The sequence below is a fragment of the uncultured Porphyromonas sp. genome (genome assembly GCF_938039215.1).
Lineage (GTDB): Bacteria > Bacteroidota > Bacteroidia > Bacteroidales > Porphyromonadaceae > Porphyromonas.
Map to the genome: position 1 here is coordinate 1 of NZ_CALHVI010000004.1, position 12,927 is coordinate 12,927.

Annotated in this window: 9 protein-coding genes and 2 tRNA genes; 7 read left to right on the forward strand and 4 right to left on the reverse strand. The window is 55.9% G+C overall.

What is annotated here, in order from left to right; all coding sequences use genetic code 11:
• Positions 1-279 precede the first annotated feature (279 nt).
• Together htpG and Q0336_RS00250 are read right to left on the reverse strand one after the other, a co-directional pair.
• On the reverse strand, positions 280-2,337 hold the full coding sequence (htpG, locus tag Q0336_RS00245; RefSeq protein WP_298524055.1) for a molecular chaperone HtpG: 2,058 nt from the start codon (positions 2,335-2,337) through the stop codon (positions 280-282).
• Positions 2,338-2,444: 107 nt separating this feature from the next.
• On the reverse strand, positions 2,445-3,941 hold the full coding sequence (locus Q0336_RS00250; RefSeq protein ID WP_298524220.1) for an alpha/beta hydrolase: 1,497 nt from the start codon (positions 3,939-3,941) through the stop codon (positions 2,445-2,447).
• A gap of 408 nt (positions 3,942-4,349) precedes the next feature.
• Between Q0336_RS00250 and Q0336_RS00255 the strand changes: the two genes are divergently transcribed.
• The 6 genes from Q0336_RS00255 (at position 4,350) to Q0336_RS00280 (ending at position 10,779) form a co-directional block, all read left to right on the forward strand.
• Positions 4,350-5,576 (forward strand): L-serine ammonia-lyase, iron-sulfur-dependent, subunit alpha, encoded by a 1,227-nt coding sequence (locus tag Q0336_RS00255; protein ID WP_298524058.1) that lies wholly within the window; start codon positions 4,350-4,352, stop codon positions 5,574-5,576.
• 23 nt (positions 5,577-5,599) lie between these two features.
• Entirely contained in the window at positions 5,600-6,208 is a 609-nt protein-coding gene (locus Q0336_RS00260; RefSeq protein WP_298524060.1) for a DUF4294 domain-containing protein, read from the forward strand.
• Between the two features lie 17 nt (positions 6,209-6,225).
• The gene (locus Q0336_RS00265; protein WP_298524063.1) at positions 6,226-8,328 is read left to right on the forward strand and encodes a GDSL-type esterase/lipase family protein; all 2,103 of its coding nucleotides are present in this window, start codon (positions 6,226-6,228) and stop codon (positions 8,326-8,328) included.
• Positions 8,315-9,022 (forward strand): hypothetical protein, encoded by a 708-nt coding sequence (locus Q0336_RS00270; protein ID WP_298524066.1) that lies wholly within the window; start codon positions 8,315-8,317, stop codon positions 9,020-9,022. Before Q0336_RS00265 ends, Q0336_RS00270 begins: the two co-directional genes overlap by 14 nt.
• Before the next feature lie 43 nt (positions 9,023-9,065).
• The gene (locus tag Q0336_RS00275) at positions 9,066-10,613 is read left to right on the forward strand and encodes a YifB family Mg chelatase-like AAA ATPase (RefSeq protein ID WP_298524069.1); all 1,548 of its coding nucleotides are present in this window, start codon (positions 9,066-9,068) and stop codon (positions 10,611-10,613) included.
• A 93-nt stretch (positions 10,614-10,706) separates the two neighbouring features.
• Positions 10,707-10,779 (forward strand) — tRNA-Lys (locus tag Q0336_RS00280).
• A 342-nt stretch (positions 10,780-11,121) separates the two neighbouring features.
• Here Q0336_RS00280 and Q0336_RS00285 read toward each other — a convergent pair.
• Together Q0336_RS00285 and Q0336_RS00290 are read right to left on the reverse strand one after the other, a co-directional pair.
• Complete coding sequence (locus Q0336_RS00285) at positions 11,122-11,616, reverse strand: pyridoxamine 5'-phosphate oxidase family protein (RefSeq protein WP_298524072.1); 495 nt, start codon at positions 11,614-11,616, stop codon at positions 11,122-11,124.
• Positions 11,617-11,667: 51 nt separating this feature from the next.
• Complete coding sequence (locus Q0336_RS00290) at positions 11,668-12,585, reverse strand: endonuclease/exonuclease/phosphatase family protein (RefSeq protein WP_298524074.1); 918 nt, start codon at positions 12,583-12,585, stop codon at positions 11,668-11,670.
• A gap of 249 nt (positions 12,586-12,834) precedes the next feature.
• On the opposite strand from Q0336_RS00290, the gene Q0336_RS00295 reads away from it, so the two are divergent.
• A tRNA-Asp gene (locus Q0336_RS00295) sits at positions 12,835-12,908 on the forward strand.
• Positions 12,909-12,927 lie beyond the last annotated feature (19 nt).

Genomic DNA, 12,927 nt, shown 5'->3' on the forward strand with positions numbered 1-12,927 from the left:
GCACCTGCGTATAGACTTGCAGGAAGCTCGGAGCGGATTCGGTTTGTTTGGTAGGGATAGCCATACGACTGTTTTGGCTATGAAGACACTAAATGTCAACGATATATGAAATGGTTAAAACCCTGTACACCTTGGAAATGCCGTGCAATGGTCTCAATATGATGTGCCCAGAGGCAAAGATAAGGCCTGCGTCCAAAAGAAGGCCGTGCCTCCAGCTCCCAAGCCACTGGAGTGGGCGGGGAAGACTGGAGGCACGGCCTAAGCGTATAGGGTAGCCTACTAGAGGAGCTGGTGGCTACGGCGGATGAAGGAGGCGAGCGCCTCACCCGAGAGGAGACCATTGCCTAGGAGAGCGAGGTCGATGAGCTGACCTACGAGCAGTTCGCTCGCACCGAAGCTCTGGAGTTCGGACTTGATCTTACCCTCGATCTCTAACTTCTTGCTCCGGAGAGCCTCTAGCTCTTCACGCTCTGCAGTGGTGACTTCCTCGGGCTTCTTAGCCGACTGTACCGTCTGAGCAGCTTCTACGAGTGAGGTCTGCTCCTTGAGCTCTGCACGTAGTGCGGTGAGCTTAGGTTCGACCACCTTTGCCTCCTCAGAGAGGAGGCGCTGGATGAGTGGGTGCTCGGTATTGAGTACGACATTGTAGCCCTCGGGGAGGTCGCCATAGAAGTTCATTCCAGGCTGCAAGCGAGCCATCTCCTGCATACGACGCATGAACTCACCTTGGGTAATGAGTACAGCATCGGCATCAGAGCCAAGAGCCTCAAGGGTCACGCTGTAGTTGCGCTTCTCTTCACGAGGTAGTCGCCCTTCGAAGATCGCCTTCAGTGTACCCTGCTCCGTCTCAGAGAGTGCTACGGCACGCTGCTCTTCCTTGGCGATCAGCTTCTCGATAGAGTCGGAGTCGACACGTACGAAGCGAGTCTTCTCGAGCTTCTGCTCTAGCTGAGAGACGGCATGTACGTCGAGTGGCCCATCCAGCAGGAGCACGGAGTAGCCCTTCGCCTGAGCACGCTCGATGGCGGCATACTGCCCTTCACGGTCGTTGGTGTAGAGCCAGACGAGCTGACCATCCTTATCCGTCTGGTTGCTCTCGGTGAGGGTACGGTATTCCTCTAGGGTGAAGTGCTTACCCTCGAGATCTGTCACGAGGTCGAACTTCACGGCACGGTCATAGAACTTTTCATCGGAGAGCATCCCATACTGGATGAAGACCTTCAGGCTCTCCCACTTCTCCTCGAAGAGGGGGCGCTCATTGCGGAAGAGTTCATCGAGTCGGTCTGCGACCTTCTTAGAGATGTGGTTGGAGATCTTCTTGACCTGAGCATCGCTCTGGAGGTAGGAGCGAGAGACGTTCAGAGGAATGTCTGGCGAGTCAAGCACCCCATGTAAGAGGGTGAGGTACTCGGGGACGATACCCTCGACCTCCTCGGTGACGAAGACTTGATTAGCATAGAGCTGGATCTTATTGCGCTGCAGCTCCATCTGGTTCTTCACCTTGGGGAAGTAGAGGATCCCCGTGAGGTTGAAGGGGTAGTCTACATTGAGATGGATCCAGAAGAGGGGCTCTTCGAAGGTCTGAGGGTAGAGCTGGTGGTAGAAGGCGATGTAGTCTTCATCCTTGAGCTCGGAGGGCTTCTTCGTCCAAGTAGGGTGAATATCGTTGATCTGGTTGTCCTCTTCGGTGTCTACATAGGCACCGTCCTTCCACTCCTGCTTCTTGCCGAAGACGATGGGGACGGGGAGGAACTTGCAGTACTTGTTCAGCAGGGTAGAGAGGCGATCCTTGCTTAGGAACTCTTCGCTCTCGCTGTCGATATGTAGGATGATGTCCGTACCTCGCTCGGTGCGCTCGCCCTTCTCAAGGGTATATTCGGGGCTACCCTCACAGCTCCAGTGGATAGGCTCAGCACCTTCACGATAGGAGAGGGACTGGATCTCTACACGAGAGGAGACCATGAAGGAGGAGTAGAAGCCTAGGCCGAAGTGACCGATGATGGCTACCTTGTCATCCTTGTACTTGTCGAGGAATTCCTCTGCCCCAGAGAAGGCGATCTGGTTGATGTACTTCTCTACCTCATCAGCAGTCATCCCTATACCTCGGTCGCTGACGGTGATGGTCTTCTGCTCGGGGTCGAAGCTGACAGATACCTGTAGCTCTCCGAGCTCGCCCTTGAACTCCCCTGCGGAGGCTAGGGCACGGAGCTTCTGCGTAGCATCTACTGCATTGGAGACAAGTTCCCGAAGGAAGATATCATGCTCACTGTAGAGGAACTTCTTGATGACGGGGAAGATATTCTCACTCGTTACCCCGATCTTACCTTGCTTACTCATAGAGTCTATAGTTGATCTTGTATGATGGATATGCGTGTTATCTCTCCCCTTCACGCAAAGGGGATGCCACTCTATGACTCTACGACAATATGGCAGTCCGATTCCCGCTATCGGACGATGGAGCGGATCCAAGCGAAGAGCTCACCGAGGGCATAGTCTCCGCTGTGAGGACGGTTCCAAGGGAGCTTGAAGTTCACCTCCTTGCCTACGTTCTCCAGCTTGGTAGCTAGGTTGATGATGACTGGGAAGGCTGTATCTCGGTCTCTCGCTCCGTGTCGGATGTACCAGTGGGGAGCGGTAGAGGCCTTGGGGTCTCCGATATAGTTCATGGGGTTCATCAGTCGAACTCGCTCCTTGAGGACGGGGCTAAGGTGTCTACCCGTCTGAGTCGCAGCCCATGGGGTGAAGTTAGCATCGCTCCCCGCATCGTCTCCGAAGAGTCCATTCTCTCCGCTGGCTGTCGCACCATCGATGCCATAGCTGTCGAAGGCGGGTACCCCCTTCAGTGGCTGGGTGGAGACGACATAGTCGAGGTACTTCGAGAGGTCGAGGTCGGTGATGTACTCTCCCTGCTGTCGCTGACGGGGACCCATACCCTGAGGGGGCATGCCTGCACCTCTGTTGGGGGTGGGAGGTGCGCTGACACCGCCGTTGATAGGAGCCTGCCCATGGGCCTGCTGGGAGAAGGAGAATCCGATGCTGTCGGGGATAGTAGCCCCAGCATCCTTGGCCTCCTGAGCACTCGTGATGAGGAGCTTCTTGAGGTAGGAGGGGTAGGTCTCTGCTGTCAGAGGTGTGCCGTCAGGGAGGCTCAGCCCAAGTGAGGCTTGATAGGCGGGGAACTGGCTCGCTAGCGCTGTCGTGAGGGCTCGCTTATCCTCGCTGAGGGACTGCCTACTCGCCGTCTGCCCGTAGAGCCACTCATAGGCCATGTCGGCATGATCTAGGTCGATGATAGGGCAGTAGCATACCGAGGCGAAGACATCATCACGCTCTTCGGCTGCCCCCATTGCTTTGAGCGCTGGGGCATAGCTCGGATGATTGCCCGTAGCACCGAGCAGGGCGGACATCGCTCCTCCAGCGCTGGTACCATCAGTGATGATACGCTCCTTGTCCCCTGGGATCTCCCTATCGAAGTGGCGGAGGTAGCGTACGGCGGCCTTGAGGTCGAGTAGACCCTTGGGTGCTCGACCCGTGTAGAGGGTCTTCTTGCCCTGTGGCACCGTCGATCGACGCCCACGGCTACCTGGGATCACGAGGACATAGCCCTCGGCCAAGGCTCGTCCAGAGGCATCGTCTGCCTGAGGCTCACCTGCTCGGCTCTCCATGTAGCCTCCTACATAGGTGCGTAGGAAGATAGGGGTACGCTCCGTAGCCCCATCGGGGATGAAGATATTGAGGTACTGATAGGTGGAGTCCTCTACGTGAGAGACATAGTAGAGCTGGGTATAGGCGGTGTAGCTCACGCTGTGCCCATCGGGCATCGTGAGCTGGGTCTTCACCCCCTTGGTGCGATCGAAGCTAAGGGGAGTGGCGGTCTTAGTCTTGGCAGAGAGCCCCATGGAGCAGAGGGCACCAAGCAGTACGAAGAGGGACTTTTTCATCTTCTGCACGTTGATCTTAGTGAGTGAATCGTGATGGATAGCGAAGTGCTCGATCAGAGAGGCACTTATTGTCCCTTAGAGCTCCAGCAGAGGGGAAGGTTTAATGCCTCGTCGTGCTCAGCCTAGATTTGCCCTCTGGGGTGGGGTATTATCCTTCATCCTAGCACCCCATTCATGGGTCACTCGAGTACCCCATGAATGGGTCGGTCGGGTGACCCATGTATGGGTCCCTCTGGGGAGGCATGCATGGGTGTCTCTGGAGTGGATCGGGTAGGGGCATGTCTACCCCAAGGCGGATAATGGCGAGAAATGTACGCCGAGGCTGAGGATTTTGTATCTTTGAATAGGAGGGTAGCCTCAATCCCGTGTCGCATACCTATGTAGGCGGCACGAATCGTTATAGCATCAATGGAGACAATCAAGCAGATATTCCGCATAGGGAGTGGCCCCAGCAGTAGCCACACGATGGGTCCACGTCGGGCCGCAGAGCAGTTCCGTGCCCGCTGTCCCGAAGCTCGTAGATATGATGTCACGCTCTATGGGAGCTTGGCTGCTACGGGTAAGGGACACATGACTGATGTTGCCATCCTTGAGACTCTTATCCCAGTGGCCCCAACGGAGATCCACTGGAAGCCCGATATTACCCTACCGTTTCACCCCAATGGAATGAAGTTCGAGGGCTTCGATGCTGAGGGGCGACTCCTAGATACCTACACAGTCTTTAGTATCGGAGGGGGGACGCTGGCCAATGAGCAGTTCAATGAGCAGAAGTCCGCTACCATCTATCCCGATAGTCGGATCATCGATATCATGCATCGTATCCACGAAGAGGATGCTACCTTCTGGGAATATGTCGAGCACTATGAGGGTAGGGAGATCTGGGACTATCTGGCAGAGATCTGGCAGGTGATGCAGCGTGCTATCCATGCGGGGCTTTCCGCTGAAGGGGTGCTCCCAGGAGGCTTGGGGCTGCGTCGTAAGGCGGCTCTATACAAGGTCAAGGCCGAAGGCTATGGCTCGGCGAGCATCAAGAATAGAGGGCTCGTCTATGCCTATGCGCTCGCCGTCAGTGAGCACAATGCCTCTGGCGGACAAGTCGTCACCGCCCCTACCTGCGGAAGCTGTGGGGTCGTCCCCGCTGTGCTCTATCATCTGAAGACCAGCCGAGAGTTCCCTGATCAGAGCATCCTGAGAGCACTAGCCACGGCGGGGCTCTTCGCCAATGTCGTACGCACCAATGCCTCGATCTCAGGAGCTGAGGTAGGGTGTCAGGGCGAGGTGGGGGTAGCTTGTGCCATGGGCGCAGCGGCTGCTAGTCAGCTCTTCGGTGGATCCAACCTCCAGATCGAGTACTCGGCAGAGATGGGCCTCGAGCACCATCTAGGCCTCACCTGCGACCCCGTCTGTGGGCTGGTACAGATCCCCTGCATCGAGCGCAATGCCTTTGCAGCAGCACGAGCCCTTGATGCCAATACCTATGGGACCTTCAGCGATGGACGACATCGAGTGAGCTTCGACCAAGTCGTCGAGGTGATGCGCAAGACGGGACACGACCTGCCCAGTCTCTATCGTGAGACTTCGACAGGGGGGCTAGCCAGCGCTTACTCTGCCAAGAAGCCTCCTCGCCCTTGGTAACCACTTAGTCAAGAGCTTGATCTATGAATCTTAGAGCATCACTCCTCACGATCCTTGGCCTCGTCCTCTTCACTCTGGGTAGCCCCAGTGGGGGACTTCATGCCCAGACCCCTGACACGATCCCAGCGATCCGTATGCTCAACGATAGCTTGATCGAGATCAATCTAGCTAATATCTACGTCTCGGCTCATCGCACGGTACGACCACTCACCCCCCTGGAGCGCCAGCAACTCTGGCGACGCATACGAGATGTCAAGAAGGTCTACCCCTATGCCAAGTACGTAGCCGCCACCATCATCGAGACCTACGAGTACATGCAGACCCTCCCAGAGAAGGAGCAAGAGCCCCATCTGAAGCGTGTCGAGGTCGAGCTCAAGCGAGATATGGAGCCTAAGATGAAGGACCTCACCCTAGGGCAAGGCAAGCTCCTCATCAAGCTCATCAATCGCCAGTGTGGGATGACAGGCTACGAGCTGGTCCAAGCCTTCCTTGGAAGCTTCAAGGCCTGGAGTTGGCAGATCTTCGCTCGCATCACGGGGGCGAACCTCAAGTCCACCTACTCCCCCGAAACCAATCCCGATGATGCACTGACCGAGCGTATCGTCCGCCTCTATGATCAGCATATACTCTGAAGACTAGACCGAGCACAATGAGAAAGCGACTTTATCTCTATCTCTTACTCCTCTTAGGTGTGAGCCTCTCTGCGGAGGGGCGAACGAAAGCTCCCATCCGTGTAGCTTGTATCGGAAATAGTATCACCTACGGCTATGGGCTCCAAGATCGTGATCGGGAGGCCTATCCCGTCCTGCTACAGCAGTTCCTCGGAGCTAAGTATCAGGTAGAGAACTTCGGGAAGTCGGGTGCCACCCTGCTCTCTCGTGGGCATCGCCCCTACTTCGAGCAAGAGGAGTATCGTCGAGCCTTAGCCTTCCGCCCCGACATCGCTGTGATCCATCTCGGGGTGAACGATACTGATCCTCGCAATTGGCCCAACTATCGGGATGAGTTCATCCCCGACTACCGCCATCTGATCGACACGCTACGCTCCATCTCCCCTCGGGTGCGCATCCTCATCGCTCGCACGACTCCGATAGGTGTGGAGCATCATCGCTTCGAGTCGGGGACTCGGGATTGGCAGCTACAGATCCAGCAGGCCATCGAGCGTGTAGCTACGAGTGCAGGTGTCGAGCTTATTGACTTCCATGCTCCGCTTTATCCCTTCCCTCATTACTTCCCAGATGCCGTGCACCCTACAGCTCCTGGGACTCGCATCCTAGCCGAGACAGCTTACCGAGCTGTCTCGGGGAACTATGGCGGACTACAGCTCCCTGCGATCTATTCAGAGGGGATGGTGCTCCAGCGTGAGCGTCCCCTCGTCCTGAGGGGTACTGCAGATGCTGGGGAGAAGGTCTCGCTCTCCTTCCGTGGCTGGCGAGGTCGGGCTAAGGCAAACGGGCTAGGGGAGTGGACGATCACCCTCCCAGCTCAGTCGGCAGGAGGCCCCTATACCCTCGAGGTGAGTACATCACACCGCAAGATCAAGCTCCATGAGGTCTATGTCGGTGAGGTCTGGCTATGCTCAGGACAGTCCAATATGGCCTTCACCCTCGGGGAGAGTAGTGATGAGGAGCATCGCCCCATCCAGTCCGATAGCCTCCTGCGTATCTACAGCATGCAGCCCGCTCATGAGACGACGGCTACAGCTTGGCCTCTTAGCTTCCTCGACTCCCTAGATCAGCTTCGCTACTATCGCCCCACTTCTTGGGAGGGAGCGACCCCTAGTCGAACGAATATCTCAGCCATAGCCTACCACTTTGCTCGTGAGCTGAGGGATAGCCTCAAGATACCCGTCGGGATCGTAGTCAACGCTGTGGGGGGATCTCCTACGGAGGCTTGGATCGATCGAGCGACTCTAGAGATGAAGCTCCCTGCTATCCTCCGTCATTGGCGAACGAATGACTTCATCATGCCGTGGGTGAGGGAGCGTGCAGGGCAGAATCTAGAGGCTCGTAGCACACCGCTAGCTCGTCACCCCTATGCTCCCACTTATCTCTACGATACGGGCATACGCCCGCTCAAGGACTTTGCCTTCCGTGGGGCACTCTGGTATCAAGGGGAGTCTAATGCGCACAACGTAGAGGCGCACGAACAGCTCTTCCCCCTCCTCATCGAGAGCTGGAGGAAGACCTTCGGTGCTACTCTTCCCTTCTATTATGTACAGCTCTCCTCCCTCAATCGTCCCTCTTGGCCCGCCTTCCGAGACAGTCAGCGTCGCCTAGCCCGTCCCGCAGAGGGGGTAGAGATGGTGGTATCTCTAGATCATGGCCTCAAGACAGATGTGCATCCTCGAGTTAAGTATCCCATCGGGCATCGCCTAGCACTGCTAGCACTATCGAGACAGTATGGGTACAGCTCGCTGGAGGCTCGTAGCCCTGAGCTACAGCACCTCACCCTACAGCCTCATGCGCTCCAGCTCTCCTTCTCGGGGACCTCTCTGCTACGTACCTCTGACCGAGCTGACCTTAGAGGCTTCGAGCTCGTCACCGAAGGGGGGAATACTTACCCGCTCACGGGCACGATCAAGGGTCAGACTGTCACACTTCGTCTCCCCGCTTCACTCTCTGGGCAAGCGCTCTGGCTACTACGCTATGCCTTCCGCCCCTACACCGATGCCAACCTCACAGGAGCTACGGGCCTGCCCGTAGGTACCTTCTCCATAGATATCAAGACCCACGCTCATGGCGCTCAATAGATCCATCCTTTCACTCGCCTTCCTAGGCGTAGCCCTCTCAGTAGGTAGCATCTCTTGCTCCTCCTCACTACCCAAACTTACCATCGAGCTTGGTAAGTTAGCTCCCAGTGATACCCTAGCCTATGTGACCTACATAGGTGAGGGGATGCAAGAGACTGATACCTTAGTTCACTTCTCCGAGAAGATCTCGCTGAGCCCAGATACAGCACGCTTCCGCAGGATCTCCTTTGTCCATGCCTCGGGGGACGAAGTACTCCTCTATGCTTGGAATGGTAAGGAATGGAAGAGAGAGAAAGCTCCTGCTAAGGAAGAAGCCCCCTTCACAGAGCTCTCCGAAGCCTATGACTTCCGAGGCCGAGACATCCAAGGGAAGGAGCGAAGCCTCTCGGAGCTCTATCGCAAGCAGCCTGTGGAGTTGGTCTTTGTCTCCCCCGAGCGTATGCAGAGCATCACTAAGCAGGAGCAAGCGCAGCTGAAGCTGAAGGCTCACCCCGACAGCCTGCAGTTCGTCTTCCTCTATCCTTCGCTATCAGACTCCACAGTACGAGCCCAGCTACGCAGGGATAGCCTCCAAGGGATTGCCTTCTCTGATAGTCTAGGCCTTGTCACGAGACTTCGCCGAGACTACGGGGTCCAAGGGAAAGACCAACCCGTACGCTTCCGTATCGATACCTTAGGCAAGATCAAACGCTGATCCCCTCTCCCCACCTTACCTCTACTACACACTACACACGACCATGCTTGTCAAGACCTATGCAGCAGCTCTACAGAGCATCCAAGCGCAGACCGTCACGATCGAAGTCAACTGTACACGGGGCTCCTACTTCCAGCTTGTAGGACTACCCGACACAGCGATCAAAGAGAGCCAAGACAGGATCATCTCTGCGATCGAGAGTTCGGGATATAAGTTCCCCGGGAAGCGCATCGTCATCAATATGAGCCCCGCAGACCTGAGGAAGGAGGGAGCGGCCTATGACCTCCCTCTGGCTATTGGTCTTCTAGCGGCAGATGGGCAGATACCAGCGGACCTCTTGGAGCACTATATGATCATGGGAGAGCTCTCTCTTGATGGATCTGTTCGCCCCATTCATGGCGCTCTCCCCATAGCGATACAAGCGCGTAGTGAAGGCTTCCGAGGCTTCATCCTCCCCGAGGCTAATGCTCGGGAGGCAGCTGTCGTCAATCGACTCGAGGTGCATGCAGCACGGTCGCTCCGTGAGGTGATAGCTATGCTCTCGGGTGAAGAGCCCCTTCCGAAGGTCGAGGTCGATACCCGTGGGGAGTTCTACCGAGGACTACGGCAGGACTTCTTTGACTTCTCAGAGGTCAAGGGACAAGAGACAGTGAAGCGAGCCCTAGAGGTAGCTGCAGCTGGCGGGCACAACCTACTGATGATAGGCCCTCCAGGGAGTGGGAAGTCCATGATGGCTAAGCGCCTTCCGAGCATCTTGCCTCCCTTCACGCTCGAGGAGAGTCTGGAGACAACGAAGATCTATTCGGTGGCAGGGAAGCTCGCTCGGGATGTCACCCTGATGACCGCTCGCCCCTTTCGCTCACCTCATCACTCCATCTCTCCTGTGGCTCTAGTCGGAGGGGGAGCTAACCCTCAGCCTGGAGAGATCAGTCTTGCGCACAATGGGGTGCTCTTCCTCGATGAGCTCCCTGAGTTCAGTCGTGGTGTCCTTGAGGTCATGCGCCAGCCTCTGGAGGAGCGAGTAGTCACCGTCGCTCGGGCACGCTACACGGTGGACTATCCCGCTAGCTTCATGCTCGTAGCTGCTATGAACCCTTGTCCCTGTGGCTACTACAATCATCCTACTCATGCCTGCGAATGCACTCCTCAGCAAGTACAGCGCTACCTAGGTAAGGTCTCTGGGCCACTGCTCGACCGCATCGACTTGCAGGTAGAGATCGTACCCGTAGACTTCGATAAGCTCTCCGATATACAGCCCTCAGAGAGTAGTGAGAAGATCAGGGAGCGTGTCCTCCGAGCTCGGGAGATCCAGATCGCTCGCTTTGCTCCCTACCCAGGGGTACACTGCAATGCTCAGATGACTCCACGCCTCATGGAGCTCTTCGCTCGCCCTGATGCTGAGGGGCTGGAGAAGCTTCGCCTAGCCATGGAGCGACTAGACCTCTCAGCACGTGCCTATGATCGCATCCTCAAGGTCGCTCGTACCATTGCCGATCTCTCGGGATCGGAGCAGATCCGCCGAGAGCATATAGCCGAAGCCATTCGCTACCGCAGTCTCGACCGAGGCTCGTGGGGGCAGCGAGTGCACTGAGGCTATCACTTCTCGTATTGGAAGTATCACATATCTTGACTATCTTTGCATCGCTTTAGAGTGGGCTTCGCCTGCTTTGAATGCTTTTAGGTAGAACTAGTAGCTCAGTAGGTAGAGCACATCCCTTTTAAGGATGGGGTCCTGGGTTCGAACCCCAGCTGGTTCACATCCTCAACGTTCGCTTAGCTTGGAGACTGCGCAGAGCAGACTTCCAAGCTAAGTTCGTTTATGGGGCTATGGGAGGGGAAGCTTTGCCTCCCTGCTCTGTGTGATTCTTTTACCTCTAGGGGAGAAGTTTTCCCATAAGTAAATCCCCCGCCCCCTCATCTCGCTGGATGAAGGGGCGGGGGATTTGTTGTTGGATGCTACTTGACCTGCTAGGGGAGAGCTACTCGCTTTGTTCGGTGGTGGCTATTTACCTTGTACGGCGGAAGCTGTTTGCCTTGCTACGTAGGTGGTACTTGCTTCCTCGGAGTAGGCAATGTATGCTGGTTCCTCGGGTCGGGGACTAGTGCCCGTGGGGGACGTACTTGCGTTTCCCGCTGAAGCTCTCTACATCGATCCGGATGATGGCGGTGCGGTGGAAGGACTTCTCGACATAGATCTTCCCCTGCTCCATATCATTGGGGCAGAGCTTCTCCAAGAGCAGGTGGAGGGCATGCCTTCGCTCCTCTTCAGATAGGTCGATATGAGCATGACCTCGGAGGATCACGCTCTCATATTCGGTGGTGAACTTACTAGGAAGTAGATTCACCCGTCCTACGATACAGAGGGAGACCAGACTATTCTTGGCAAGGGCTCGGAGCTTCTTGCCTTCGGGAGCACAATGGATATAGATACAGCTTGCTCCGTCCCAGATGTGGTTGATGGGGATGCCATAGGGTGCTCCTTCCTCGTCGATCATGGAGAGGACTCCGTATTCCTCTTGCTGGAGGAGCTCGAGGGCTCGTGCTTCGTCGAGGAGTCGATCACGTCGTCGGACATCATCATTGCAGTAGTTCATGACTTTAGGTATCTCTAGATGAAACTCTATGTAATTGAGGGTGAGGGAAGGCTACTTCCCTTGGTAGATGAGCTTAGCCAGCACGGGATAGTGGTCAGAGGGAGCACGGCGGACGTGCTTCTTGAGCTTCAGTTCCTCGGGAGCATTACCACTGCCTTGGGTGGTTGCCAGAGGCTTCTCTGTCCAGTAGCTATCGGTGAGGATGGCATAGCGTCGTACACGGAAGTCTTTAGAGACGAAGATGTGGTCGATGCGGCTCTCCGTCTTCAGCTCCGTATCGAAGTCATTGAAGGTGCCATTAGGGGCTAAGCGTCGCTCAGCCTGTGTGTACGCATCTTGAAGCCCCGAGGTGGATAGGATGGCGAAGATCTCATCTGTCTGATCCACGTTGAAGTCACCCGTAAGTATCACAGGGCTGCAGGGAGGAGCGATCTCTTGGATCTTCTGAAGGACGAGCTTGGCTGACTCACGGCGTGCAGTCTTGCCCACGTGATCAAGGTGGAGGTTGAAGAAGTAGAAGCGTAGCTGGGTACGCTTGTCTACGAACTCTCCCCACGAGCAGATACGGATGCAGGCGGCATCCCACCCGAGCTGTGGGCGGTCAGGTGTCTCGCTGAGCCAGAAGTTGCCACTGCGGATCTTCGTGAGGCGGTCCTTCCGGTAGAAGATCGCCGAGTATTCGCCTGCCTGCTTACCATCATCACGACCGACTCCGATATAGTCATAGTCTGGAAGGCCTTTCGTTAGGTCGCCAAGCTGATGCACCTTAGCTTCCTGAGTGCCAAAGATGTCTGGTTCTTCGAAGTTGATGAGATCACAGATGAGGGGGCAGCGTTGCGCCCAGCCATTGCCTCGCTTAGCATCGTCAGGGTTGTCGTAGCGGATGTTGTAGCTCCCTACGAAGAGACTTTGTGCCTGGATCCCGAGGATAGGGGAGAGGCAGAGGATCAAGATGAATAGTCGCTTCATACTTATATGTAGTTCGTATTTGTTGGCTCTACTGAGGCGAGGGTGCCCCCTGCTCTTGAGGGTCGGCTCCTCTTACCCTAGGAGGTGCTATGCAAATATACATCAATACTTTTCCCTCTTTCATATGCTCTATAGGGTCGGCGCTTACTTTGCTCTAGGGGTACCTTTTATAGGGGAGACCTGCGATATTCCCTAGGGGTTCTATTTGGAACGTAATGAAACTTATACTACCTTTGCAGTGAACAAAACGGTGTGGTAGTTCAGCTGGTTAGAATACCTGCCTGTCACGCAGGGGGTCGCGGGTTCGAGTCCCGTCCATACCGCTTCATAATCAAGGTAGAG